At 65.3% G+C, this 24748-nt stretch carries 22 protein-coding genes; 12 read left to right on the plus strand and 10 right to left on the minus strand.

All coding sequences use genetic code 11. From position 1 onward, the window contains the following. Window positions 1–30 precede the first annotated feature (30 nt). Complete coding sequence (gene rpsB / locus GSH16_RS10285; protein ID WP_160854675.1) at window positions 31–816, minus strand: 30S ribosomal protein S2; 786 nt, start codon at window positions 814–816, stop codon at window positions 31–33. A 201-nt stretch (window positions 817–1017) separates the two neighbouring features. Here rpsB and GSH16_RS10290 point away from each other — a divergent pair, with 201 nt between their 5' ends. Genes GSH16_RS10290 through GSH16_RS10305 form a run of 4 tightly spaced genes read left to right on the plus strand, consistent with a single transcriptional unit; the run spans window position 1018 to window position 4258 of the window. Next, the gene (locus tag GSH16_RS10290; protein WP_160854677.1) at window positions 1018–1905 is read left to right on the plus strand and encodes a PfkB family carbohydrate kinase; all 888 of its coding nucleotides are present in this window, start codon (window positions 1018–1020) and stop codon (window positions 1903–1905) included. Then, complete coding sequence (locus tag GSH16_RS10295) at window positions 1902–2819, plus strand: pseudouridine-5'-phosphate glycosidase (RefSeq protein WP_160854679.1); 918 nt, start codon at window positions 1902–1904, stop codon at window positions 2817–2819. Before GSH16_RS10290 ends, GSH16_RS10295 begins: the two co-directional genes overlap by 4 nt. A 58-nt stretch (window positions 2820–2877) precedes the next feature. Beyond that, window positions 2878–3636, plus strand: coding sequence for a DUF502 domain-containing protein (locus GSH16_RS10300; protein WP_160854681.1), 759 nt, complete (start codon window positions 2878–2880; stop codon window positions 3634–3636). A 10-nt stretch (window positions 3637–3646) separates the two neighbouring features. Next, window positions 3647–4258: a LysE/ArgO family amino acid transporter gene (locus tag GSH16_RS10305; protein ID WP_205524095.1), complete on the plus strand. Its 612-nt coding sequence runs from the start codon at window positions 3647–3649 to the stop codon at window positions 4256–4258. Between the two features lie 61 nt (window positions 4259–4319). On the opposite strand, the gene GSH16_RS10310 is transcribed toward GSH16_RS10305, so the two are convergent. Beyond that, window positions 4320–6116, minus strand: coding sequence for an extracellular solute-binding protein (locus GSH16_RS10310; protein WP_160854685.1), 1797 nt, complete (start codon window positions 6114–6116; stop codon window positions 4320–4322). Between the two features lie 315 nt (window positions 6117–6431). Between GSH16_RS10310 and GSH16_RS10315 the strand changes: the two genes are divergently transcribed. From GSH16_RS10315 to GSH16_RS10325, 3 genes are all read left to right on the plus strand, one after another. Further along, window positions 6432–7217: a 3-hydroxybutyrate dehydrogenase gene (locus tag GSH16_RS10315; RefSeq protein ID WP_160854687.1), complete on the plus strand. Its 786-nt coding sequence runs from the start codon at window positions 6432–6434 to the stop codon at window positions 7215–7217. Between the two features lie 125 nt (window positions 7218–7342). Then, window positions 7343–7816 (plus strand): arsenate-mycothiol transferase ArsC, encoded by a 474-nt coding sequence (locus GSH16_RS10320; protein WP_160854689.1) that lies wholly within the window; start codon window positions 7343–7345, stop codon window positions 7814–7816. A gap of 13 nt (window positions 7817–7829) precedes the next feature. Beyond that, window positions 7830–8234 (plus strand): GFA family protein, encoded by a 405-nt coding sequence (locus GSH16_RS10325; RefSeq protein ID WP_160854691.1) that lies wholly within the window; start codon window positions 7830–7832, stop codon window positions 8232–8234. A 3-nt stretch (window positions 8235–8237) separates the two neighbouring features. Here GSH16_RS10325 and GSH16_RS10330 read toward each other — a convergent pair whose 3' ends face one another. Further along, window positions 8238–8888, minus strand: coding sequence for a helix-turn-helix domain-containing protein (locus GSH16_RS10330; protein ID WP_160854693.1), 651 nt, complete (start codon window positions 8886–8888; stop codon window positions 8238–8240). A gap of 73 nt (window positions 8889–8961) precedes the next feature. Here GSH16_RS10330 and GSH16_RS10335 point away from each other — a divergent pair, with 73 nt between their 5' ends. Both GSH16_RS10335 and GSH16_RS10340 read left to right on the plus strand, forming a co-directional pair. Then, entirely contained in the window at window positions 8962–10536 is a 1575-nt protein-coding gene (locus GSH16_RS10335) for a class I adenylate-forming enzyme family protein (RefSeq protein ID WP_160854695.1), read from the plus strand. 1 nt (window position 10537) lies between these two features. After that, the gene (locus GSH16_RS10340) at window positions 10538–11224 is read left to right on the plus strand and encodes a DsbA family oxidoreductase (RefSeq protein ID WP_160854697.1); all 687 of its coding nucleotides are present in this window, start codon (window positions 10538–10540) and stop codon (window positions 11222–11224) included. A gap of 7 nt (window positions 11225–11231) precedes the next feature. Here the strand turns inward: GSH16_RS10340 and GSH16_RS10345 are convergent, their stop codons facing one another. From GSH16_RS10345 to GSH16_RS10355, 3 genes are all read right to left on the minus strand, one after another. Next, complete coding sequence (locus GSH16_RS10345) at window positions 11232–12299, minus strand: Hint domain-containing protein (RefSeq protein ID WP_160854699.1); 1068 nt, start codon at window positions 12297–12299, stop codon at window positions 11232–11234. A 62-nt stretch (window positions 12300–12361) separates the two neighbouring features. Beyond that, window positions 12362–15856: a transcription-repair coupling factor gene (gene mfd / locus GSH16_RS10350; RefSeq protein ID WP_160854701.1), complete on the minus strand. Its 3495-nt coding sequence runs from the start codon at window positions 15854–15856 to the stop codon at window positions 12362–12364. Between the two features lie 80 nt (window positions 15857–15936). Beyond that, on the minus strand, window positions 15937–16452 hold the full coding sequence (locus GSH16_RS10355) for a component of SufBCD complex (protein WP_160854703.1): 516 nt from the start codon (window positions 16450–16452) through the stop codon (window positions 15937–15939). A gap of 143 nt (window positions 16453–16595) precedes the next feature. Between GSH16_RS10355 and hemB the strand changes: the two genes are divergently transcribed. After that, a complete protein-coding gene (gene hemB / locus GSH16_RS10360; RefSeq protein ID WP_160854705.1) occupies window positions 16596–17609 on the plus strand; it encodes a porphobilinogen synthase in 1014 nt (337 codons plus the stop codon). A gap of 9 nt (window positions 17610–17618) precedes the next feature. Here the strand turns inward: hemB and GSH16_RS10365 are convergent, their stop codons facing one another. Continuing rightward, window positions 17619–18719, minus strand: coding sequence for a glycosyltransferase family 4 protein (locus GSH16_RS10365; RefSeq protein WP_160854707.1), 1101 nt, complete (start codon window positions 18717–18719; stop codon window positions 17619–17621). 136 nt (window positions 18720–18855) lie between these two features. On the opposite strand from GSH16_RS10365, the gene GSH16_RS10370 reads away from it, so the two are divergent. Next, on the plus strand, window positions 18856–19410 hold the full coding sequence (locus tag GSH16_RS10370; protein WP_160854709.1) for a lipid-binding SYLF domain-containing protein: 555 nt from the start codon (window positions 18856–18858) through the stop codon (window positions 19408–19410). 44 nt (window positions 19411–19454) lie between these two features. On the opposite strand, the gene GSH16_RS10375 is transcribed toward GSH16_RS10370, so the two are convergent. The 3 genes from GSH16_RS10375 to GSH16_RS10385 form a co-directional block, all read right to left on the minus strand. After that, the gene (locus tag GSH16_RS10375; RefSeq protein ID WP_160854711.1) at window positions 19455–20363 is read right to left on the minus strand and encodes an alpha/beta fold hydrolase; all 909 of its coding nucleotides are present in this window, start codon (window positions 20361–20363) and stop codon (window positions 19455–19457) included. A gap of 112 nt (window positions 20364–20475) precedes the next feature. Continuing rightward, complete coding sequence (gene rpe / locus GSH16_RS10380) at window positions 20476–21162, minus strand: ribulose-phosphate 3-epimerase (protein WP_160854713.1); 687 nt, start codon at window positions 21160–21162, stop codon at window positions 20476–20478. Window positions 21163–21274: 112 nt separating this feature from the next. After that, window positions 21275–22150: an NAD(P)-dependent oxidoreductase gene (locus GSH16_RS10385; protein ID WP_160854715.1), complete on the minus strand. Its 876-nt coding sequence runs from the start codon at window positions 22148–22150 to the stop codon at window positions 21275–21277. 102 nt (window positions 22151–22252) lie between these two features. Here GSH16_RS10385 and GSH16_RS10390 point away from each other — a divergent pair, with 102 nt between their 5' ends. Further along, entirely contained in the window at window positions 22253–24721 is a 2469-nt protein-coding gene (locus GSH16_RS10390; RefSeq protein WP_160854717.1) for a penicillin acylase family protein, read from the plus strand. Window positions 24722–24748 lie beyond the last annotated feature (27 nt).

The raw sequence follows: 24748 nt of genomic DNA on the forward strand, positions 1-24748 counted from the left end.
ACACGATCCCTGCGACAGATTTGCGTCGGATCAGGCGTCGGCCTTGGCGTCTGCGGCGGCCTCTTCGGCGACGGCTTCCTCGGCCGGCGCTTCGTCCATGGCGCCAACGTCGACACCAGCGGAACCGAGCTGGGCGGCCATGCCGTCCAGAGCGGCGCGGGCCACGAGATCGCAATAGAGCGCGATCGCACGAGCGGCGTCATCGTTGCCCGGGATCGGGAAGTCGATGCCGTCGGGCGCGCTGTTGGTGTCGACCACGGCCACAACCGGAATACCCAGTTTCTTGGCTTCGGCGATGGCGAGCGCTTCCTTGTTCGTGTCGATCACGAAGATCAGGTCCGGCGTGCCGCCCATTTCGCGAATGCCGCCGAGCGACAGCTGCAGTTTGGTCTGCTCGCGCTCCATGTTGAGGCGCTCTTTCTTCGTCAGGCCAACGGCACCGGATTCCAGCTGCTCGTCGAAGCCCTTCAGGCGCGCGATCGAGTTGGACACGGTTTTCCAGTTGGTCAGCGTGCCGCCGAGCCAGCGGTGGTTCATGTAATACTGGGCCGACTTCTCGGCCGCTTCGGCAATGGCTTTCTGGGCCTGACGCTTGGTGCCGACGAAGAGCACGCGGCCGCCCTTGGCAACCGTCTGCTGCACGGCCTGCAGCGCCTGGTCGAGGAGCGGCACGGTCTGCGTCAGGTCGAGAATGTGGATGCCGTTGCGCTCGCCATAGATGTACTGACCCATGCGGGGGTTCCAGCGGTGCGTCTGGTGGCCGAAGTGAACGCCGGCTTCAAGCAGCTGGCGCAATGTGAACTCGGGAAGAGCCATTGTCTTTTTCCTTTCCGGTTTTGTCCTCAGCGGGTCGAAGGGCATACGCCCAACCGGTGGACCCTTGGGGATGTCTCCCCCAATGGCCCGAAGCCCGCCTGTGGTCTCAATCCGCGTGCACATAGAGGGAATGCCATGGTTTGGCAAGGGCGTTCTGACGATTTCCCTTGCCAAGCGGCGGCGGCTGGGAAATCAGGGGGCATGACCCAGACCGACCCTATTCTGTGTATCGGCTCCGCCCTGTGGGACATCATCGCCCGCACCGAGCGGCCGATGAAACCCGGATATGACGTGCCCGGCCAGATCGATCGCCAGCTTGGCGGCGTTGCGCTCAATGTCGCGCTCGCGATCCGCGCCCACGGGCTGCAGGCTGCCGTCCTGACCGCCATCGGCGAGGATCCGGACGGTGACAGCCTGATCGCGGCCCTTGCCGAGGCCGGGATCGACATGCGTTACGCGACCCGCGTCAGCGATCCGACGGACAGCTATATGGCGATCGAGAGCCAGGGCGATGTGTTTGCCGCCGTCGCCGATTGTGTGACGCTGGAGCGCGCGGGCGACACGATTGTGGCCCCCCTGCGGGACGGAACGCTGGCCGCAGCCGACCGCCCGTGGCGCGGAGCCGTGGTGATCGACGGGAACTTGTCCGAAGAGGTGCTCTTCTCGATCTCGGCTCATCACGACCTGCGCCATGCCTCCATGTATCTGGTGCCGGCCAGTCCCGGCAAGGCCGAGCGGATGCGCCGCGTGCTGCGCCGTGGCGAGGGCACGATCGTTGTCAATATCCACGAGGCGGGCATCCTCTGCCAGGAAGAGTTCCGCACCAGCACCGACGCGGCACTGGGTCTGCGCGCGCTTGGCGCCCAACGCGCCATCGTGACCAACAGCGCGCGCACGGCCTGTCTGGCCGAGGAAGCGGGGCTTGTGGAACGTGACCCGCCACCCGTCGTGCCGCGCACCGCCACCGGCGCGGGCGACGCGTTTCTGGCCGGCTTCATATGCGCCGAAGTGCGCGGGGCCACGAGCGCCGATGCGCTCGACGCCGCCATCGCGTCGGCCGCCGCCCATATCTCGCAGGAGTCTCCATGACCGCACCGCTTGCCTATTCCGCCGAAGTTGCCGAAGCGCGCGCGTCGGGCCGCCCGATCGTCGCGCTGGAAAGCACCATCATCACCCATGGCATGCCCTATCCGCAGAATCTCGAAACCGCGCGGCAGGTCGAAGAAGATATCCGTGCAGAAGGTGCGGTTCCGGCCACCATCGCGCTGATGGGCGGGCAGATCTGCATCGGGCTCGACCCCGATGCGCTCGACGCGCTGGCGCGCACGCCCGATGCGGCGAAAGCGTCCCGCGCCGATATCGCCGCCATTCTGGCCGCGGGACGGACGGGCGCCACCACGGTGGCCGCCACCATGATCTGCGCGCATCTGGCGGGGATCGAGGTCTTTGCCACCGGCGGGATCGGCGGCGTGCATCGTGGTGCAGAGTCCAGCTTCGATATATCCGCCGACCTGACGGAACTGGCTGAAACGCCCGTCACGGTGGTCGCGGCGGGCGCAAAGGCGCTCCTTGACCTGCCCAAGACACTCGAAGTGCTCGAAACGCGCGGCGTGCCGGTCATCACCGTCGGACAAGATGCCTTCCCGGCCTTCTGGTCGCGCGACAGCGGCCTGCCGAGCCCGCTCCGCTGCGATACAGCCGCCGAGATCGCCGCTGCGCACCGGATGCGCGGACGCCTCGGCCTGCCCGGCGGGCAGCTGGTGGCCAACCCGATCCCCGAAGCGGATGAGATTTCGCGGGATATCATGGTGCCGGTGATCGAGCAGGCGCTGGCAGAAGCCGATGCGGAAGGGATCGCGGCCAAGGCGGTGACACCGTTCCTGCTTGGCCGGATTTTCGAATTGACCGAGGGCCGTTCGCTGACCGCAAATATAGCGCTTGTGCGCAACAATGCCCGTCTGGCCGCGGCGATTGCCATTGCCCTGCAAACAGCCAGCACCTAAGTAATAGCTGACTTTTCGGGGCGAAGATCGCCCCATCCACGCAGGACCCCGACCGACCATGGCCAAGAAGCCAAAGAAGAAGAAGATCCTGCTGCCGCAGCCGAAACAGACAATCGTCCAGCGGGTGCGCAGCAATTTCTTGACCGGCCTTGTGGTCGTCGCGCCGGTCTCGCTGACCATCTACATCATCTGGACGGTCGTGGCCTTCATCGATGCGAAGGTCGTGCCGCTGGTGCCCGATGTCTACAATCCGGCCACCTATCTGGGGCAGGATATTGCCGGCTTCGGGGTGGTGATCTTCATCGTCTTCACGGCGATTGTCGGCGCGCTGACCAAGGGGCTCTTCGGGCGCCAGCTGATCCGCTTCGGCGAAAGCATCGTCGACCGGATGCCGATTGTCCGCTCGGTCTATAACGGCTTGAAACAGATCGTGGAGACGGTCCTGTCGCAGAACCAGGCGACGTTCGAGCAGGCCTGCCTGATCGAATATCCGCGCAAGGATGTCTGGGTGGTGGCCTTCATCTCGACCGAATCCCGCGGCGAGATCCCGCGCCGTGCGGGCGAGGACGAGCTTCTGTCGATCTTCGTGCCGACGACCCCGAACCCGACATCCGGTTTCCTGCTCTTCCTGCCGAAGCGCGATGTGATCGTGCTCGACATGAAGGTGGAGGATGCGGCGAAACTCGTCATCTCCGCCGGTCTGGTGGTTCCGCCCACGGCAGAGGAGATCGCCGCCGGCCGCGCCGGATCGGTGCGCCGGCCCCCGGCGCGTGTCGCCACGACAGCGCAGGGCAAGCCCAAAGCGGCGGTCGACTGACGCGCCCCCCGTGATCGAGGCGACGCTCACCGGCTTCCTGACCTCCATCTCGCTGATCCTCGCGATCGGCGCGCAAAATGCTTTCGTGCTGCGGCAGGGTCTGGCCCGAAGCCATGTTTTCGCCGTCTGCCTGACCTGCGCCCTGTCGGACGCGATCCTCATCACGCTCGGCGTGGCAGGGTTCGGCGTCGTTGTTGCCGCCTATCCCTCCCTGCCCCGGATCATGGTCTGGGCGGGAGCGGCGTTCCTGCTCTTCTACGGCGCCACGCGCTTCCATGCCGCCTGGAAGGGCCATGCCGGCATCGACCTGTCGGGCAAGGCCGCGCCGCAGAGGCTCGGCACGGTTCTGGCGACCTGCCTCGCGCTCACATGGCTGAACCCGCATGTCTATCTCGACACGTTCGGCCTGATCGGCGCGGTCTCCACGGGCTTTGCCGGCGCGGTAAAGACCGGGTTCGCCATTGGCGCGGTCACGGCGAGCTTCGTCTTTTTCTTCTCGCTCGGCTATGGCGCGCGCCTGCTGACCCCGATCATGCAATCCGCGCGCAGCTGGGTCGTCCTCGATATCCTGATCGGGCTGGTGATGTGGGCGCTGGCGGTCGGGCTGGTGCTGAGCCACTAGCCAAAAGAAAACGCCCCGGCCACGAGGGGCCGGGGCGCTCGTCATCAGGCCTCGCGGAGGCTTATTCCTCGTTCCACCAGACATCGGGCAGGAAGCCGATCCAGTCGCCGTAAATCGGCAGTGTCTCGGGGTATTTCAGCCGGCTTGCATGGGCCAGTCGGCTCACGTCGGAGAACCAGAACGGCACCACGTAGCGCCCGGATGTCAGCACACGGTCGAGTGCCTTCGTGGCGGCCACGAAATCCTCCTGGCTTTCGGCCGACAGCATCGCGTCGATCATCGCATCCGCCGCCGGGCTGTTCACGCCCATATAGTTGCGCGTCCCCGGCTCGGTGACACCGTTGCTGCCCCAGTAGAAGCGCTGCTCGTTGCCCGGCGACAGCGACAGGCCCCAGCGGTTGACCATCATGTCATAGTCATATTCGGTCGCCCGCGCCTTGTGCTGTGCGCTGTCCACCAGTTCGATGCCGGGTGTGATGCCAAGCTGCTTGAGCGCATCGAACCACATGTTGGCAAGACCTTCATCACGGTTCGATTTGAGCATGATCTCGAAGGTGAACGGGTTGCCGTCTGCGTCTTTCAGTTCGCCATCCTGAATGGTCCAGCCGGCGGCTTCCAGTTGCTGGCGCGCCGCGCGCAGGTTCGAGCGGTTCCGCTCGCTCCCGTCGGACACCGGCAATGCGTAGCCGTCAATGGCACCGGGCAGAAGCTCGTCTGCAAAGGGGGCGAGCAGTTCCGCGACCTTGCCTTCGGCGGGTTCACCGACGGCCATGCCGAGCGGCGAGTTGGCGAAGTAGCTGGTGCGGCGCGGATAGACGCCATTGTTCAGCGCCTGGTTGATGAACTCAAAGTTGAACGCGTGCAGGAGCGCGTCACGCACCCGCCAATCCTCGAAGATCGGACGGCGTGTGTTGAAGACGAACCCTTCCATGCCCGCCGGGCGCTGGTGCGGAATGACGGATTTCGTCACCTCGCCGCTGGTCACGAGCGGGAAGTCATACTCGTTCTCCCATTTGACCGGATCGCCCTCGCGGAAGACGGACGTCTCCCCAGCCGTGAAGGATTGCCAGACGACGCCCGCATCGCCGTAGAATTCGTAGCGGATCTCGTCGAGATTGTTCCGCCCCTTGTTGAAGGGCAGGTCCTTGCCCCAATAGTCGGGGTTGCGCACGAAGGAGATATAGCGCCCCGCCTCGAAATCTCCGACCGTGTAAGGGCCTGTGGCGGTGGGCACATCAAGCGTGCTTTCGGCAAAATCGCGGCCTTCCCAGTCGGACTGTTTCAGGATCGGGCGCAGGCCGAGGATGAGCGGCAGTTCGAAATCAACCGTGTTGAAGGTGAACCGCACCCCGCGCTCGCCGACACGCTCGACCGTCTCCACCTTCTTCCAGCTGTTGCCGAAACTCGGCAGGCCTTTCTCGGCGAGGATCTCGAACGACCAGATCACGTCATCGACCGTGACCGGGCTGCCGTCGGAAAAGGCGGCCTCGGGACGCAGATGAAACTCGACCCATTCGCGGTTCGGGCCGGTCTCCACCGATTCGGCGAGCAGCCCGTAGAGGGTGAAGGACTCGTCCCAGCTGCGGCCAAGCAGCGATTCGAACACATGCGCCCGTAGCCCCCAGGGCGACCGGCCTTTCAGGATGTAGGGGTTGAACGCATCGAAGCCGCCCGACTCGCCAAAGACGATCCGGCCCCCTTTCGGCGCGTCCGGATTGACATAGGGCAGTTCGGTAAAGTCCGGACCAAGGGCCGGCTCGCCATACATAGCGATGCCATGCTGTGGCTCGGCATACGCTATATGTGCCATCGTGCCCAAGGAGAGGGCCAGCCCTAGTGCGATCCTGTGCGGTTTCATCTGCTCAACCTTTTGATTTGTGAATCGTTTCTCGGTGGTGCGAGTTTACCGCTGCCCGAGGAGTGATCAAAATTTATCTTGGAGTCTGAGCCGGCATTTTGTATAAAGGGGGCACTGCTCGATAGGTTTCTTGCCTGTATGAAACCTGCCTCAATAACTTAACGCCCTCCTTGCGAGGGCGTTTTTTTTGGTTGTTTCTCCGGCAGTTTTTCCGATCTGTGCATCCGCACAATTGAACTTCGCACCTGCAATACATACGGTCCTGAGCAGAATTCCGCCGCCACCCGCGACGGAGAAGGAACAGGGAGCGTCCTCATGGCACTTGCAGGCAAAACCGCCATCATCACCGGATCGAACTCGGGAATCGGACTGGGCATCGCAGAGGTGCTCGTGCGCGAGGGCGCGCATGTCATCCTCAACAGTTTCACCGACCGGGAGGAGGATCACGCCCTCGCCGCCAAGATCGCGGACGGTCAGCCGGGCAGCGCCGAATATCGCCAGGCCGACATGTCGGACGGCGATGCCTGCCGTGCGCTCGTCGACGGGGTGGCGAAGGATCGCGGCACGGTAGACATCCTGATCAACAATGCCGGCATCCAGCATGTGGCTGCGATCGAGGAGTTCCCGCAGGACAGCTGGAACCGGATCATCGCGATCAACATGAACTCCGCCTATCACACGACCGCACGGGCCGTGCCGGTGATGCGGGAAAACGGCTGGGGCCGGATCATCAATGTCGCCTCCGTGCACGGGCTGCGGGCCTCGCCCTTCAAATCGGCCTATGTGGCGGCGAAACATGGCGTGGTGGGGATGAGCAAGGTCGTGGCGCTGGAAACCGCCGAGGATCCGATCACCTGCAACGCGATCTGCCCGGGTTATGTGCTGACACCGCTCGTCGAGGCACAGATCCCCGATACGATGGAGAAATATGGCATGGACCGCGATACGGTGGTGCGCGAGGTGATGCTGCAACGCCAGCCGTCGCGGGAATTTGCCACGACCGAACAGATCGGCGGCACCGCGGCCTTCCTCTGCTCGGACGCCGCCGCGCAGATCACAGGCACGACCATTTCGGTTGATGGCGGCTGGAGCGCGATGTAGGAAATTCCGGAGGCGTGCGACATTTCGCACGCCATTCCGCCCCGTTCTCAAGCAAAAGTGATCCGACCGCAGCTTGCACACGTATGCATGCACAATAGTGTGATTGCGGACTAGGGGCTTGGACGATGAAAATTCTGATTATCTGCAAGGGCAACGCCATCGGGTCGCCGATGGTTGAATCTCTCCTGAACCACAAGGGTGCACAACGGTTGACAGCGCTGTCTGCGGGAACAGAACCGAAGAAACGCATCCGCCGCGAGGTTGCGGAATACCTGATCCGGCGCGGCCACGATCCGCGCGTCGGCACCTGCACTCACTGGCGCGATGTCGATCTGTCGGACGGGGATTTCGACGTGGTCATCAATTTCTGCGAGATCGAAGGCGATGTGTCTCCGGAACTGATCGGCAAGGCGATGCTGGTCGACTGGTCCGATCTGGTCCCGGCAGGCCTGACCTGTCAGGCGAAGCTGGCGAAAGACGAGATCTCCGCGCTCTACAGCGCTTTCGACCGTCGGGTGGAAGCTCTGCTCTCCCTGCCGTTCGAATATCTCGACCGGGCGACCCTGCGCCCTGCCCTCGCCCGCGCCCTCTCTGTCTGACGGCAACCGCAACATGTCGGAGCCCAGCTACAGGATCGGATGCGATTGCGGAACGGTTCAGGTGACACTCACCGGCAGCCCCCGCGTGCGCGGCCATTGCCACTGCAATGCCTGCCGCATCCTGCTCGACACTCCATATCACTCGGTGACCGCCTGGATGCCCGAGCAGGTCGACGTGACCGCGGGCAGCGACAGTCTGGTCAGCTTTCAGCATCCCGACCTGTCGATGAAGAAAATCTTCTGCCGGGATTGCGGGACCACCTTGTGGAACACCAACAAGATGGACTGGCGCGTCGTGTCCCAGCATCTGATCGCCAAACGGCTCGGGGGCCTGCCGGACGAGCTGCAATCGCTCAGCCACTTCCACTATGGCGCGCGGATTGTCGACGTGGATGACGATCTGCCGAAGAAAGACTGAGCGTCAGTCCACCAGTGACGTGACCCAGAGGATGACCGCATCTTCCTGGCTGAGCGACACGAGGTTGTGCCCCATCGCCGCGTCATAATAAGCGGTGTCGCCGCGTTTCAGATCGACCGGCTCGTAGAACTCGCTGAAGAACCGCACCACGCCCGACAGGACATAGAGAAACTCCTCCCCGTCATGGCGCACCCATCCGTCAAACTCGTCGAAGGAACGGGCCCGCACCGTCGCGCGATAGGGCAACATCCGTTTGCGGCTGAGGTCGGCGGCAAGGATCTCATGCTCGTAGGTCTTGGTGATGAGCGCCGTGCCCTCTCCGGTGCGGGTGATCGCGCGCCGCGCCAGCACCCGGTCGTTCTTCGGCGGGGTGAAAAGCTGCGGGATGGATATATCGAGCCCGTCCGCCAGCTTGCGCATCGCATCGAAGGTGGGCGACATTTGCTCGTTTTCGATCTTCGACAGGGTCGAGCGGGCCAATCCGGCCTTGCGGGCCGCCTGTTCCAGCGTCCAGTTGCGCGCCTTGCGCAGCGCCCGCACGCGTTCGCCCAGGTTGATCGGCGCGGCAAGCTGGTCGTCGCCGCTGGCGCGCGCCACACGCAAAACGCTGATTTCCTGATCGCTTTCCGGCGTCTCTGGTCCGCTGGACGGCATCGACATCGCTCCTTCAAAAGATTAGGAGGCTGCATAGCCCCTTTGATCGCAACCTTCAATTCCCCGGCCCGCCATGCCTGACCCTGCGCTCTTCGATGACGGACCGCCGCCCACCTGCCCGGCGCGGTTCAACATGGCAGCCTATGTGCTGGAGGCTGGACGGGCGCGGCCCGACCATCCGGCGCTTCTGACACTGGCTGGTCCGGGACAGGTGGCTTTGAGTCTCAGCCACGGGGCGTTGCGCCGTGCCGTTCTGGAAACGGCCGCAGGTTTGCAGGCTGCGGGCTTGGCGCGGGGCGACCGGATCGTGCTGCGGCTGGGCAATGTGCCGGCCTTCCCGATCCTCTTCTATGCATCCCTTGCGCTCGGGGCCGTGCCGGTCCCACTCTCGGCCCAGCTGACGGCCAGCGAACTGGCACCCATGCTGGACCTGATCGCGCCAGCGATGATCGCGCATGGCGGTGACCTGCCCTTGCCCGACCATAAGGCGCTGCGGGTCGATGCCGACCGGCTCGATCATTTGCGCACGTGCGGCACGCTGGCGGGATTTGCGGACACGGGCGCCGACGATCCGGCCTATATCCTCTTCACATCCGGGACGGGCGGGCGTCCGCGCGCCGTCCTGCACGCACATCGTGCGGCCTTTGCCCGGCGGATGATGTGGCACGACTGGTACGGGCTGACGCCACGCGACCGGATGCTGCATGCCGGCGCCTTCAACTGGTCCTATACGCTCGGCACCGGCCTGACCGACCCGTGGGCTGCCGGTGCCACCGCGTTGATCTATACCGGTCCGCCGGACCGGGCCGTCTGGGCGGCGCTCGCAGCAGAACATGGCGCGACGATTTTTGCAGCTGTGCCGGGCGTTTATCGCCAACTTCTGAAGTCTGGCGCGGATTGCCGCGCCGGTTTTTCCGCTCTGCGCCACGGCCTGTCGGCGGGCGAAGCCATGTCGCCCGACCTGCACCGCGCCTGGCAGGACGCGACCGGCTGCCGCGTGCACGAGGCGCTCGGCATGACCGAGATTTCCACCTATGTTTCGGGCGCGCCGCACCGGCCTGCGCCGACTGGCACGTCAGGCTATCCGCAGGCCGGACGCCGGATCGCCATCCTGCCGGAGACGGACGCGGATACGGCATCCGGTGCGCGCCCCGCTCCGGTTCCGCGCGGCACACCCGGTCTTCTGGCGGTCTCCACCCGGGACCCGGGCCTGATGCTCGGCTATCTCGACGAGGCGGGCGCGCCGCCCCGGCCCGCAGACGGGGACTGGTTCCTGACCGGTGACCGCGCGGTCATGGCTGAGGACGGCGCCATAACCCATCTGGGCCGCGCGGACGATGTGCTGAATGTGCAGGGCTACCGCGTCTCGGCACGCGAGGTCGAACTGGCGCTCGCAGCCCACCCACAGGTAGAGGAGGTCGCGGTTGCCGCCCTGCGTCGCCGCGCCGATCTCGACGTGATGGCGGCCTTCATCGTGCCGGTCGCGGGTTCACATCCCGCGCCCGAGACCCTATCTGACTTCCTGAATGACCGGCTCGCCCGCTACAAACAGCCGCGCGAGTTCATCCTGCTCGATGCCCTGCCCCGCAGCGCCAACGGCAAAATCCTCAAACGCGTCCTGACGGATGCCCATGGCTGGAAGGGCTGACATGACCACGACCCTCGACATCACTTCCGACCCGATCTGCCCCTGGTGCTATATCGGCAAGAGCTATCTCGACCGAGCGCTGGCACAAGCGCCCGACCATCCGTTCGAAATCCGCTGGCGTCCGTTCCAACTCAACCCCGACATGCCGGCCGAGGGCATGGACCGCCGCGCCTATCTCGAAGGCAAGTTTGGCGGGCCAGAGGGTGCAGCAAGCGTGTACGGCCGGATCGAGGAAACCGCGAAACAGGCCGGGCTCGACATCGATTTTGCCGCGATCAAGCGGACGCCCAACACCATCGACGCACACCGGCTCATCCATTGGGCCGGGATCGAGGGGCGCCAGCCGGCCGTTGTGGCCCAGCTGTTCCGCCGCTATTTCCGCGAGGGGCAGGATATTTCCGACCATGGCGTGCTGACCGATGTGGCCGAAGCAGTCGGCATGAATGCCGAGGCCACCGCGCGGCTCCTGTCGGGCGAGGCCGACCGGGACGAGGTGCGCCGCGCCGACCAGATGGCCCGCGACATGGGCGTTCAGGGTGTGCCGACCTTCATCATCGGGGCGCATTATGCGCTGAGCGGTGCGCAACCGCCCGAGCTTTGGGGGCAGGTGATCGCGGAGATCACGGAAAAGACCCGCGCCATGGCCGACACGGCCGCGCGCGAGACGCCGGGCGGCCTGCCGAACTGAACGGGCTTCAGCCCGGCAGGAAGACGCGGGTTTCGCGCGCCGTCAGGCTCAGCCGCCGCGTCGGACCATAGCCGCTGAGGTCGGCGCGCAGTTCGGGGAACAGGTCGAGCACCTCCGCCACATGGTCCGTCTGCAGCATGTCGAGCGTCAGATCGCCCAGAAACAGGCTTTCCGACCAGACCCCGTCCGCCATCACGATCTGGTGGCGATCGAAGAGCATATGCCAGTAGGTCACGCTCGCGGCGTCCTCGTCCCGCAGGACGCCGGAGGCCCCGACCAGACCGGCTGCCGGTGCCAGCACTTCCGACGTGTCGAAATAGAGCTGCGCCACCGGACCCGCGACCAGCATCCGGTGCTGGGGGGAGACGATCAGGTCGCGCGACGGTGTGTCGGGCCCGAACGCATGCGCCCGGATCCGCACAGGCCGCATCCGCGCCGCCGTGCCGGACAGGGCGACCGTCCGGCTGCCGATCCAGCGCAGGGGCTGCGGCCCGTCATCCCACGTCAGAACCATATCGCCGGGCGCCAGCGTCTCGATCGCGCGCGGCCCTGCTTGCGTGTCGATCAACGCGCCTTTGGTGAAACAGACGAAGCTCTGCCCCGGTGTTGGCGGATTGGTGAAGACATAGCTGCCATCGGGTTGCAGCCCGAGCGAACTGCCGATGACCTGCCCCGTCGTGTCGAGCACCTGCGCCGCCTGCCCCGCGAAAGGGTCGCCTGTCGCAGTAGAAGCCGTGTAGGGCGTGCCGAAACTGTAAAGCCCGAATGTTTCGCCGGTGACCGCATCATAGAGCCCCACCGCATCCTCGCGGTGCAGCGCCAGCGGTCCGGTGCCAAAATTTGCCCCGAACACATAGTGGTCTGCTGCGTTGCCGGTGGTCAGCTGCCCGTCCGTGACCGTGTATATGTCACCGGCGGCGGGGCTGGCCGTCGTCGATCCGTCATGGCTGCGATCATAGATCACCAGACGCAGGTTCGCCGGATCGCCGGTATAGGAGGACGGGATCCGCACCTCGAGCATGTCGAGATTGGCCGAACCCAGATACTTGATCTCCGAAATTGCCGGATCTGCCATGCCTGCCCTGTCTTCCCCCGCCTGACAGCTGTCGCCCTTCCAGCTTCCGCGTCAATCCTTAATCAGGCTTTGTCAGCCTTCGCTCTGCCCTTCGCGGCCCCGTCCTGCACGGAGAGTTGAGCCAGATCGCGCGCGATGGCAAAGGCGCCCTTCACCTTCTCCGCATCATTGGCCCAAGACCGCCGCACGACGATCTTGTTGTCCTTCACCTTGGCCAGCCCGTTCTGCTTCTGGATGAAGGTCACAAGGCCCGCCGGATTGGCGAACTTGTCCTTGTGGAACTGGATCGTCGCGCCTTTCGGCCCGCCGTCGAGTTTCGCAATGCCCGCCTTCCGGCACATGGCCTTGATGCGAACAATGTTCATCAACATGTTGACTTCACGCGGCAATTTTCCAAACCGGTCGATCATTTCCGCCGCGAACCCTTCGAGTTCGACCTTGGTCGACAGGCCCGACAGGCGGCGATAGAGACCGAGCCGCACATCGAGGTCGGGCACATAGCTGTCGGGGATCAGCACCGGCACGCCAAGGTTGATTTGCGGCGCCCATGTCTCGTCAGCTTCTGACAGGCCCTCTAGCTCGCCTGCCTTGATCTTGGCAATCGCCTCTTCCAGCATCTCCTGATAGAGCTCGTAGCCGACCTCGCGCACATGGCCAGACTGCTCGTCGCCGAGCAGGTTCCCCGCCCCGCGAATGTCGAGATCCTGACTGGCCAGCGTGAAGCCTGCACCGAGCGAATCGAGCGCGCCCAGCACGCGTAGACGTTTTTCCGCCCCCGGCGTCAGCGGCTTGCGCGGCTTGGTCGTCATGTAGGCATAGGCGCGGATCTTCGACCGGCCGACACGCCCGCGGATCTGGTAGAGCTGCGACAGGCCGAACATGTCGGCCCGATGCACAACGAGCGTGTTGGCGGCCGGAATGTCGAGGCCGCTTTCCACGATGGTCGTGGCCAGAAGCACATCATACTTGCCGTCGTAGAACGCGTTCATCCGGTCGTCGAGTTCGGTCGCCGGCATCTGCCCGTGGGCCACGACAAAGCTGACCTCGGGCACCTGTTCGCGCAGGAATTCCTCGATATCGGCCAGATCGGAGATGCGCGGCACGACATAGAAGCTCTGCCCGCCGCGATAATGTTCGCGCAGGAGCGCCTCGCGGATCGTGACCGGATCGAATTCGCTGACATAGGTGCGGATCGACAGCCGGTCGACAGGCGGCGTGCCGATGAGCGACAAGTCCCGAACGCCTGACAGCGCCAGTTGCAGCGTGCGCGGGATCGGCGTGGCCGACAGGGTCAGCACATGCACCTCGGACCGCAACTGCTTCAGCCGTTCCTTGTGGGTGACGCCGAACTTCTGTTCCTCGTCCACGATGATCATGCCCAGATTGGCAAATTTCACGTTCTTGGCGAGGATCGCATGGGTGCCGACCACGATATCGACCTGCCCGTTGGCCAGTTCCGCGCGGGTCAGGTTCGCCGATTTCTGCGTCACGAAGCGCGACAGTTGTCGCACGGTGACCGGCAGGCCCCGGAACCGTTCCGCGAAGTTCTGGTAGTGCTGGCGTGCAAGCAGCGTCGTGGGCGCGATCACCGCGACCTGGGTGCCCGACATGGCCGCCACATAGGCCGCCCGCAGCGCCACTTCGGTTTTCCCGAAGCCCACATCGCCGCAAACGAGCCGGTCCATCGGACGGCCCGACGCCAGATCCTCCAGCACATCCTCGATCGCATTCAGCTGGTCATCCGTTTCCTGATAGGGGAAGCGGGTGCAGAATTCGTCATAGCTGTGATCCTGCGGCACGAGCTTCGGCGCGGTGCGCAGAGCACGTTCCGCAGCGATCCGGATGAGCTTGTCCGCCATGTCGCGGACCCGCTCCTTCAGCTTCGCCTTCTTCGCCTGCCAGGCGCCGCCGCCGAGCCGGTCGAGCAGCCCTTCCTCATGCCCGTAGCGGCTGAGCAGTTCGACATTCTCCACCGGCAGGTAGAGCCGATCGCCGCCGGCATATTCGAGCGCGATACATTCGTGCGGCGCGCCGGCGGCGGTGATCGTCTCCAGTCCCGTATAGCGCCCGACCCCGTGCTCGATATGGACGATCAGGTCGCCGGGGCTGAGGCTGTTCGCTTCGGTCAGGAAGTTTTCCGCCTTGCGGCGGCGGCGCGCGGGCCGGATCAGCCGGTCGCCCAGCACATCCTGCTCGGCAATCACCGTATAGGCCGGGGTCTCGAACCCCTGTTCCAGTCCCCAGATCGCCAGATAGAGTCCGCCGGAGCCGGCAGGCAGGTCGGTCAGCCGATCCAGGTCCTGACAGTCGGTCAGCCCGTCATCTTCCAGAAGCGTCCGGAACCGCTCGCGCGACCCTTCGGAATAGCAGGCAAGGACCACATGGCCGGACCTGCGCCGGGCACCGATATGCTCGGCCAATGCACCGAAAAGCGATATCTCCTCGCGCTGGCGCTCCGGCGCGAAATTGCGCCCGATCCGGCCGCCCGCATCGATGACGCCCGGTCCGGACGGAGACGGAAGCGGGCTGAAGAGCCGCAACCGGCGGCCGGCCATGGCCGCATCCCATGCCGGATCGTCGAGATAGAGCGCCTCGGGTCGCACGGGCTTGTAGACCGACCCCAGTTTCGAGCGGTCCTGCAGGGCCGCCTGACGGGCCTCATACTGTTCGGAGATCGCGGTCCAGCGCGCGTGCCGTGCCGCGTCGCTCTGGTCGTCCATCGAGACCGGCGCATCCGGCAGGTAGTCGAAAAAGCTCTCAAGCCCCTCATAGAAAAACGGGAGCCAATGCTCCATCCCCTGATGCTTGCGGCCCTCGCTGACGGCAGCATAGAGCGCATCGTCATTGCCCGCCGCCCCGAAACTCGTGCGATAGGCCTGCCGGAAACGCTTGATCGCCGCCTCGTCGAGGATGATCTCGGACACGGGCGCCAGTTCGATCCGGTCGATATGGGCGGTCGTGCGCTGGGTCTCGGCGTCGAAACGGCGGATACCATCCACCACATCGCCGAACAGGTCGAGCCGCACCGGACCGCCCTGCCCCGGCGGGAAAATGTCGATCAACCCGCCGCGCACGGCAAAATCGCCCGGTTCGGTCACCGTCGGGGACGGGCTGAACCCCATCCGCACAAGGAAGGCGCGCAGGGCCTCCACATTCAGTTGCCGGTCCTTCTCGGCCACGAAACTGGCAGCGGCAATCGCCGCATGGGGCGGCACTTTCTGGGTCGCGGCATTGAGCGTCGTCAGGACCAGCGCCGGCCGGTCGAACCCGCCCGCAAGCGTGGCGAGCGTCGCCATGCGCTGGGCGGAAATGTCGGCATTGGGCGAGATGCGGTCATAGGGCACACAATCCCAGGCCGGGAAGGTCAGAACCGGCAGATCGGGCGCGACGAAGCCGAGCGCGGTGCGCAGCGCGGCCATCCGGGCATCGTCGCGGGCCACGTGAATGACCGGTCCGCCATGCGCCGCCACCTCGCGCGCGATCAGCTGCGCGTCGAATCCCTCGGGCGCGCCACCAACCAGAAGCCGGTGCGTCTCTGATCTGTTTTTTCCGCTCATGGCAGGCAGGTAGACCAGCGACCCGCCCGCGACAAGTCCCCGCGCACGCGCGCGAGCGGAAAAGCGCGACTTTTGCCTGTTCAGAAGGGCGGATAGGTCCGGATCAGGTGCAGCATCACGCCGATGAAGACCGCCAGGAAGATCGACAGAAGCCCGATCGCCTGCGTCCAGAACCGGTGCCAGCCGATCATGTCGAGCAGCGCTTCCGCGTCCGGCTCCTCCCGCAGCACCCGCGCCGCCAGCCGCCGCCGCCGGAAAAGCACGAGGCTGAGCGGAAGCGCGAGCAGGAACAGCGCCGCCACCGGTTCGACCCGCAGCCACAGGCCGGTGAGCGCCAGCACGGTCAGCACGAAGGCCAGAAGACCACTGATCCACGCGCCAAAGAGCTGGAACCCCTCGTCCAGTCGGCGGGCATGGATGCCGGCCAGTGTGACGATGTCACTGCGCGCCGCATCCTCGCCGCGTCGCGCCCGGATCGCCAGATCGTTCGGCACGCCGAGGGTGGAATGGGACACGACCACCCAGATGAGCGCGGTCAGCAGCCAGTACCACAGGCTGAAGATCTGCCCGGTGCCGAAAATCTGGCCATATGTCATTCTGATTGTCGCCTGCCTGCCGTCACACTGGGCCGACAGTGACCCGATGCCGCGCCGAATTCAAGCGGGGTCGCAAGCCCCCTCTCTTCCCGATCCGCGGCCCCTCGGCTATGGTCCGCGCAGAAGCAGATGCCGGAGCGCCCATGTCCCAGATCGTCACGCCCTTTCCGCTGCGCCGCGCCCGGCGCACCCGCCGCACCGAATGGATGCGCGAGATGGTGCGCGAGCACCGCCTGTCGACCCGCGACCTGATCTGGCCGATCTTCATCCGCGACGGCGAGAATGTGACCGAACCGGTGGACGCCCTGCCCGGCGTGTCGCGCCTGTCGATCGATCAGGCGGTTCTGGCAGCCGAAGAAGCGGCGGCCCTGGAAATTCCGTGCCTTGCGCTCTTTCCCTATACCGATCCGGCGCTCAAGACTCCGGAGGCAGAGGAAGCCTGGAACCCAGACAATCTGGTCAACCGCGCAACCCGCGCCATCAAGGCTGCTGTTCCGGACATCGGCATCATGCTCGATGTGGCGCTCGACCCCTATAACAGCGACGGGCATGACGGGATCGTGCGCGACGGCGAGGTGCTGAACGACGAAACGCTTCTGGCGCTGGAGAAGCAGGCGCTGGCGCAAGCTGACGCGGGCGCGGACATTCTCGGGCCGTCCGACATGATGGACGGGCGGATCGGGGTGATCCGTCAGGCGCTGGAGCGCAACGATTTCGGCCAGACGGCGATCATGTCCTATTCGGCCAAATATGCCTCAGCCTTCTATGGTCCGTTCCGCGACGCGGTCGGTGCGTCGGGTGCGCTCAAAGGTGACAAGAAGGGCTACCAGATGGACCCGGGCAACGGGGCGGAAGCCCTGCGTGAGGTCGCGCATGACCTGTCCGAAGGGGCCGACATGGTGATGGTCAAGCCCGGCATGCCCTATCTCGACATCTGCCAGCGGGTGAAGGCGGAGTTCGGCGTGCCGACCTTCGCCTATCAGGTGTCCGGCGAATATGCGATGATCCGTGCCGCTGCGCAGAACGGCTGGATCGACGGGGATGCGGCGATGATGGAAAGCCTGACAGCCTTCAAACGCGCCGGATGCGACGGAATCCTGAGCTATTTCGCGCCGCGCGTGGCCCGCATCCTGCTCGACGAACCGCTCGACGACTGACGCGCCGCGCTATCCCGACCATGTGGGCGGATCACGCCTGTCCAGCGGACCCGCGCGCAACCGGTCGTAAAGGTCGTGGATGCCCGCCACTTCGGCACGGATCGAATGATGGGCGACCACATCCGTCCGCGCCGACAGGCCGAGCGCCCGTACATGGTTGGGATCGTCCAGAAAAGGCGACAGCACGCGGGCCAGATCGGCAGCATCGCCGGTCGCGAAGCGCGCGCCGTTGACGCCCGGTCGGATCAGTTCAGGCCAGTAGCCTGCGCCCGAGGTGACGGCCATCGCGCCCGATGCCATGCCTTCGAGCGGGGTCAGGCCGAAGCCCTCCGTGCGCGACGCGGCCAGCAAAATATCCGTACGCCGGTACCAGTCGCGGATGGCCTCTGCCTCCAGATCGCCCAAAAACCGGACCCTGTCCGACAGGCCGGCTGACTCAATTTTTGACTTCAAATCAGATATATAAGACTCGTCTTTCGCAAGCCCTGTGAAGAAGGCGCCCCAGTCGGGGCGATCGGGCAAGGTCGCACAGAGCGCCTCCACCGCCAGATCGGTCCCTTTGGACTCGCGCAAGCGCCCGAAACAGCCGATCAGGTAGCGCGCGGGAATGCCGCTCGTCGCCACGGCTGCCGCCTTGTCCGGCGGTGGCGTGAAATCGTCTGTGTCCACCCCGTGCGGGACGACGGTCGTGTACCAGTCGAGATGGCTTGCGGCCCGCTCAGACGTCGCGATGATCGCGTCCATCCGGCCCATGATACCGCGCAACACCCGCCCGTGGCGGCGCGGGGCAGCAGAGGTGAAGACGAGCCGCCAGTTCTGCCCCAGCCCGTATTTGAGCCAGAGGCCGGTCAGCATCTCCACATCGCGGCGTGCATGCCAGATGCGGGGCCTGCCGTCGGACGTGGCCGACCATCCGGCGCGCACGACCGAACGCAGCGGCCATGTCCCGGACAGGCCAAGTCCGCCGGTATCCACCACAGCGATCTCGCGCTCCTCCTGCTGCAAGGGCACGAGCGCGGCAACCGTGGCCGAGACGCCGGTAAAGCGCGCGTGCTGGTTGGCCACGACAATGTCGGGCAGCCGGCCCGGGGGCTTGGCAGATGCGGTCACGCGGGGTGCCTCCGTTCATGTCATGCGGCGGCTTTTCTCGCATCAATACCGGCAGAGTGGAAGTGATTTCAGGACTGTGGTAAACAGGATGCAACCGGCTTCAGACCGGAAAAACAGGCATATTTCGGAGCAGATCATGACATCCTTGACCCGTCGCACCTTCATTCTTGCGGCCGGCGCCACTGCCGCATGCAGCTCGCCGCCGCCGATCAACTCGCCGCGCGTGGAGCTGGACAGCGCGATCATGGACGCGCGCAAATTCATGTTCACCTCGGTGCCCGGCAGCCAGCAGCTCGCGGAACGCTCGGCCGGCTACCTCATCATGCCGCAGGTGATCGAGGCGGGCTTCATGGCAGGCGGCTCATATGGCGAGGGCGGCCTCATCATCGGGGAGGCGATCGTCGACTATTATTCCGTCGCCAATGTCTCCTTCGGGTTCCAGGTGGGCGCGCAGCAGGCCAGCCACGCGCTTTTCTTCATGACCCAGGAAGCGCTGCAGAACTTCCGCACGGCAGATGGCTGGAAACTCTCGGCTGACGCGACATGGGTGATCGACACGACGGGCATCAGCTTCGGTGCGTCGAGCAAGACGCTCAATCAACCGGTCATCGCGCTTGTGTTCAACCAGTCCGGCGTGATTGCCGGCGCGACGCTGCAGGGCGGGAAATATTCCCGTATCGTGCGAAACTGAATTATCGGGATGCGCCCCGTCGGACGGCGCATCCCTGCCCGCCCCTAGTTCCGCTGGAAATGCGCGATGATGATCGCGGCCACGATATCGGGCTGTTCGCTCGACAGCGCATGGCCCGCATGGGGCACTTCCGCATAGGTCACCTGATCGCCGAGGTCGGCTTCCAGAACGCGGCCGGCCTTGTCAGGCGGTGCGATGAAATCCTCCCCCGCCTGCACCAGAAGGAACGGCACGCCGCCGGCCGCCTTGAAAAAATCGCCATTCACCATGTTGGCAGCATGGACCTCTGCAGCCGCAAGCTCCGGATACCAACCCTCCAGCCAGACGGACGCGTCATTGCCGACGGCAAAGAAGGCGCAGGCCAGCGCCTTCAACCGCTCGGGCTCGGCCAGCGACAGGTTGAAACTGCCGCGCAGGCAGGATTGCTGTTCTTCCGACATGGCGAAATTGCCGCCGGATGCCATGAGCGCCAGATTGTCGACCATATCGGGGTAGAGGGTCGCGAATGTGCGTGCCAGCCGGTTGCCAAACGCGTGGCCGATCAGGCTGACCTGAGTGATGCCGAGCGCGTCGAAGCTCCGTTTCAGGTCATTGGCGAACTGGCCCATCGACAGGTTTTCCGGCGTCAGGTCCCCGCGGCTTCGCCCGATTCCGCGGGGCTGCACGAGCACCACACGATAGCCGGCCTCGACAAAGCGGCGGGTCAGCGTGGAGTGATAATCCTCGGTATAGTCCTCCACCCCGCGGCCGAGCGAGGGGATGATCGACAGCCACGGCCCGCTGTCACCGTCGGCGGCGAAGACGCGCACATGGTTGGCCGTGCCGTCGCCATGCTCCACCACCTGTTCATCGACCAGATGGTCCCATGCCGTGCCTTCATCCGCGGCCCGAAGCGGCCCAGTGCAAGCCAGACCGGCTGCACAGATCAGCGAAAGAAAAATACCGGCCCTCATCCCAAGCCCTCCTGTCGCGACGGCGCTGACGTGCCGCCTTCGGTCAGGACGCTAGCCTGCGCGCGACCACCCGCCTAGCCGCTATTCGCAACTTTCGTGCGAAATCCGACAGTCAGCGCTGCGCTTTGGTGGCGGCGGAGCGGATCGCCGCGATGTTGCGGCCGTAATCCTCCGGCGTGCCGCCCTTGAACACAGCCGACCCCGCCACGAGCGCATCGGCGCCTGCCGCCGCGCAGAGCGGCGCCGTGTCGGGCGTCACGCCGCCGTCGACTTCCAGCCAGATCGGCCGGTCGCCGATCATCTTGCGGATGCGGCCGATCTTCTCCACCTGCGACTGCAGGAAGGACTGGCCGCCGAAACCGGGATTGACGGTCATCACAAGGATCAGGTCGAGCCTGTCGAGCACATATTCGATGGCCGATTCTGGCGTCGACGGGTTCAGCGACACGCCCGCCTTGCAGCCGAGCGACCGGATATAGTCGAGCGACCGGTCGAGATGCGGCCCGGCCTCGGCATGGATGGTGATGATGTCGGACCCGGCCTTGGCGAAGGCCTCCAGATAGGGATCGGCGGGCGCGATCATCAGATGCACATCCATCACCGTCTTCACATGCGGGCGGATCGCCTTCACCACGTTGGGGCCGATGGTGATGTTGGGCACGAAATGCCCGTCCATCACATCCACATGGACCCAGTCGCAGCCCTGCGCCTCGATGGCCTGCACCTCCTCGCCCAGACGAGCGAAATCGGCAGACAGGATGGAGGGCGCGATCTTGATCGAACGGTCGAAATCGGACATGCGGTCACTTCCTTCGTCTGAGCGGCGCGCGCCGCCTGTTGGCCTCTGCCGCCAGCGGCTACCCCAGCGGCCCCGCCGGGGCAAGCCCGACCGGAGCGCCCGGGTGCGGCAATCAGTCCGCGGGTTGCGCGAGCCGGCGCATCAGGCTCGATGTGTCCCAGCGCCCGCCGCCCTTCTTCTGTATATCCTTGTAGAACTGGTCCACCGCAGCGGTCATCGGCAGCGACGCGCCGTTGCGGTCGGCCTCGGCCAGACAGATGCCGAGATCCTTGCGCATCCAGTCCACCGCGAAGCCGAAATCGAACTCGTCGCGCAACATGGTCGAGCCACGGTTCTCCATCTGCCAGGAGCCGGCCGCCCCTTTGGAGATCACGTCGAGCACGGCCTCTCCGTCGAGACCGGCGCATTGCACGAAATGCATCCCCTCCGAGAGCGCCTGCAACAGGCCGGCAATGCAGATCTGGTTGACCATCTTGGTCAGCTGGCCCGCGCCCACCGGCCCCATCAAACGGCAGGAACGCGCGAAGGCGTCGATGGCGCCGGAGACCTGATCGAAATGGGCCTGCGCGCCGCCGCACATGACGGTCAGCTGGCCGTTCTCGGCGCCCGCCTGACCGCCTGAGACGGGCGCATCGATGAACCCGACGCCGGCAGCCTCGGCCTCCGCAGCCAGTTCGCGGGCAACCTCTGCCGAAGCGGTCGTATGGTCGACAAAGATCGACCCTTTGGCCATCGCGCCAAGCGCGCCATCAGGGCCAAGGACGACCGATCGCAGGTCATCGTCATTCCCGACGCAGGCAAAGACGATCGCAGCCCCTTCGGCGGCCGCGCGGGGCGTATCGGCACGCGCGCCGCCATGCTCGGCCACCCAGGCTTCGGCCTTGGCCGCGGTGCGGTTGTAGACGGTGACCTCATGGCCTGCAGCTTTCAGATGGCCCGCCATCGGATAGCCCATCACGCCCAGTCCCAGAAATGCAACCTTTGCCATACGTCCCTCCAGTTTTCCCGCTGACGTTACGTCGGCGCGTTGTTTCTGGTCTAGTGGCCTGCTATCCAATTCGGGTCAAGCACCTGGCAGGAATAAACCTCTATGGAACGGCTCTTTCGGTGGCTGCTGCGCAGCCTGATCGCTCTTGTCGCGATTGCGCTTCTGGGAGCCGGACTGGCCTATTATCTCGCGGCCGGATCGCTGCCGGACTATGACCGCCGGTTCACGGTCTCGGGCGTCTCCGCGCCGGTCGAGATTGTGCGCGACAATCATGCCGTGCCGCATATTTTCGGCGAAACAGACGCCGACACGCTTTTCGGCCTCGGGTTCGTGCATGCGCAGGACCGGCTCTGGCAGATGACGCTGCTGCGGCGCACCGCGCAGGGGCGGCTGTCGGAAATGTTCGGCGAGCGGACGCTCGAGATTGACCATCTGATGCGGGCGCTCGACATTTACGGCATCGCGCGGCGCGCGGTTGCGCACCAGCCGCCAGAGGCGCAGGCGCTCTTGTCGGCCTATGCGGCTGGCGTGAATGCCTACCTCGGCGCCGTCGGGTCTGAAGCGCTCGGCCGGGGCGCGCCCGAATTCCTGCTCTTTTCCAACGAGATCGCCGCCTGGACGCCGGCCGACAGCATCGCCGTCTCGAAGCTGATGGCGCTGCAGCTGACCGACAAGGCCCAGAAGGAGGTTTTGCGCGCGCGTCTGAGCCTGATCCTGCCCGCCGAGCGGGTCCGCGACCTGCTACCCGACGCGCCCAACAAGCCGGTCATGGCGCTGCCGGAATTTGCCGCGCTTTTCGATGACGCGCCCGCGCCGGTCCGGATGGCGGCCGGGATCGGCAGGTCCGATCCCCTGAACCCGGTCCGCCCCGTGGGCAGCGCCGGTGCGTCCAATGCCTGGGCCGCGATGGGGCAAAGAGCGGCAGCCGGCCATCCGCTTCTGGCCACAGACCCGCATCTGGGGCTGACCGCCCCGTCGATCTGGATGCTCGCCCGCCTGCAACTGACGAGCGGCGGCGTGATCGGCGCGACGATCCCGGGCGGCCCCGCGATCCTTGTCGGGCGCAACGCCTCGCTCGGCTGGGGGTTGACCGCGGCCTATCTCGACGATCAGGACCTCTATATCGAGGAGTTGAAACCGGGCGACCCGAGCGCCTACCGGGTGGGCGATACTTATGTCCCTTTCCGCACCCGCGACGTGGTCATCACGATCAAGGATGCACCGCCTGTTACCCGCACGCTCCGCTGGACGGAGAACGGCCCTGTTCTGCCAGACGAACCCTACGGGCTGGCCGCGATCACCCCGCCCGATCATGTGATGAGCCTCGCCTGGACCGGCCTCATCGAAGAAGACACGACACCGAGTTTCTATCTCGAACTGATGCACGCCAAATCGGTCGACCGGGTCCGCGAATTGGCGCCGCTCGCCGTGGCGCCATCGACCAACCTGATCCTCGCCGACAGCCGGAATGTCGCGATCCAGACGCTCGGCCGGATGCCGCGCCGCAATGCGGCCCATTCCAGCCAGGGGCGCATCCCCTCGCCCGGCTGGCTCGATCGCAACCGATGGGATGGGTTCTTCCCGACCGAAGACAATCCTTGGGTCAAGAACCCGCCGAGCGGGATTGTGGTCAACACCAACAACAAGATCGTGGACGGGGACTTCCCGCGCCACTTCAGTTTCGACTGGGGAGACACGCAGCGCATCACCCGCGCCGAGCGGCTGTTGAACTTGCGCGAGTTCCATACGCTCGACAGTTTCATCGAAATCCAGACCGATGATGTGTCACCGACGGCGCGCAACCTCCTGCCGCTGATCGGGCGCGACCTCTGGTATGCGGGCCAGCCCGCCGCCGAGGACAAGGCCGGGCGGATGCGCCAGCAGGCGCTGGAGCGGCTCGCGGTCTGGAACGGGCAGATGACCGAACATGATCCGGAGCCGCTCATCTTCTCGGCCTGGCTCCGGGCGTTGCAGCGGCGGCTCGTCATCGACAGTCTCGGGCGTGACACGAGCCTTCTGACCCACCCCGATCCGGCCTTCATCGAACGAGTGTTCCGCGATGTCGACGGGGCCAGCATCTGGTGCGACATCCAGCAGACGACGGCGGCAGAAAGCTGCCAGATGATGGCAGAGGCCGCGCTGGATGATGCGCTTCTGATGTTGTCGGAACGCTATGGCGACCGGCTGGAAAGCTGGCGCTGGGGCGACGCGCACGAAGCGCGCCACGACCATACGGTGCTTGGCAAGATTCCGGTCCTCAGCTGGTTCACCAACATCCGGCAGGACACGTCGGGCGGCGACAATACGCTATTGCGCGGCCGCAGCGCCGGCACCGGTCCCGACCCGTTCGCCAATGTGCATGCGGCGGGGTTCCGCGGCGTGTTCGATTTCAGCGACCCCGAAGCCTCTGTCTTCATCATCTCCACGGGCCAGAGCGGGCATTTCCTGTCCCGCCACTATGATGATCTGTCAGTGCTCTGGCGGCGGTCGGAATATGTGCCGATGGCGCTCGACCCGGTGCTAGCGCGCGGCGGCGCGCTCGGCACGACATGGCTCGATCCGTCAAACTAGGCTTGGCGGCGTTCCGGCGCCGCAACC

Source organism: Oceanomicrobium pacificus (assembly GCF_009833495.1).
Lineage (GTDB): Bacteria > Pseudomonadota > Alphaproteobacteria > Rhodobacterales > Rhodobacteraceae > Oceanomicrobium > Oceanomicrobium pacificus.

Excerpts from the sequence above, each read along its gene's own strand:
- GSH16_RS10300 (WP_160854681.1), top strand. The coding sequence starts at position 2,878 with ATGGCCAAGAAGCCAAAGAAGAAGAAGATCCTGCTGCCGCAGCCGAAA.
- GSH16_RS10340 (WP_160854697.1), top strand. The coding sequence starts at position 10,538 with ATGACCACGACCCTCGACATCACTTCCGACCCGATCTGCCCCTGGTGC.
- GSH16_RS10370 (WP_160854709.1), top strand. The coding sequence starts at position 18,856 with ATGACATCCTTGACCCGTCGCACCTTCATTCTTGCGGCCGGCGCCACT.
- rpsB (WP_160854675.1), bottom strand. The coding sequence starts at position 816 with ATGGCTCTTCCCGAGTTCACATTGCGCCAGCTGCTTGAAGCCGGCGTT.
- GSH16_RS10355 (WP_160854703.1), bottom strand. The coding sequence starts at position 16,452 with ATGACATATGGCCAGATTTTCGGCACCGGGCAGATCTTCAGCCTGTGG.
- GSH16_RS10375 (WP_160854711.1), bottom strand. The coding sequence starts at position 20,363 with ATGAGGGCCGGTATTTTTCTTTCGCTGATCTGTGCAGCCGGTCTGGCT.
- GSH16_RS10310 (WP_160854685.1), bottom strand. The coding sequence starts at position 6,116 with ATGAAACCGCACAGGATCGCACTAGGGCTGGCCCTCTCCTTGGGCACG.
- GSH16_RS10325 (WP_160854691.1), top strand. The coding sequence starts at position 7,830 with ATGTCGGAGCCCAGCTACAGGATCGGATGCGATTGCGGAACGGTTCAG.
- GSH16_RS10290 (WP_160854677.1), top strand. The coding sequence starts at position 1,018 with ATGACCCAGACCGACCCTATTCTGTGTATCGGCTCCGCCCTGTGGGAC.
- GSH16_RS10385 (WP_160854715.1), bottom strand. The coding sequence starts at position 22,150 with ATGGCAAAGGTTGCATTTCTGGGACTGGGCGTGATGGGCTATCCGATG.
- GSH16_RS10330 (WP_160854693.1), bottom strand. The coding sequence starts at position 8,888 with ATGCCGTCCAGCGGACCAGAGACGCCGGAAAGCGATCAGGAAATCAGC.
- mfd (WP_160854701.1), bottom strand. The coding sequence starts at position 15,856 with ATGAGCGGAAAAAACAGATCAGAGACGCACCGGCTTCTGGTTGGTGGC.
- GSH16_RS10315 (WP_160854687.1), top strand. The coding sequence starts at position 6,432 with ATGGCACTTGCAGGCAAAACCGCCATCATCACCGGATCGAACTCGGGA.
- GSH16_RS10295 (WP_160854679.1), top strand. The coding sequence starts at position 1,902 with ATGACCGCACCGCTTGCCTATTCCGCCGAAGTTGCCGAAGCGCGCGCG.
- GSH16_RS10345 (WP_160854699.1), bottom strand. The coding sequence starts at position 12,299 with ATGGCAGATCCGGCAATTTCGGAGATCAAGTATCTGGGTTCGGCCAAT.
- hemB (WP_160854705.1), top strand. The coding sequence starts at position 16,596 with ATGTCCCAGATCGTCACGCCCTTTCCGCTGCGCCGCGCCCGGCGCACC.
- GSH16_RS10335 (WP_160854695.1), top strand. The coding sequence starts at position 8,962 with ATGCCTGACCCTGCGCTCTTCGATGACGGACCGCCGCCCACCTGCCCG.
- GSH16_RS10390 (WP_160854717.1), top strand. The coding sequence starts at position 22,253 with ATGGAACGGCTCTTTCGGTGGCTGCTGCGCAGCCTGATCGCTCTTGTC.
- GSH16_RS10320 (WP_160854689.1), top strand. The coding sequence starts at position 7,343 with ATGAAAATTCTGATTATCTGCAAGGGCAACGCCATCGGGTCGCCGATG.
- rpe (WP_160854713.1), bottom strand. The coding sequence starts at position 21,162 with ATGTCCGATTTCGACCGTTCGATCAAGATCGCGCCCTCCATCCTGTCT.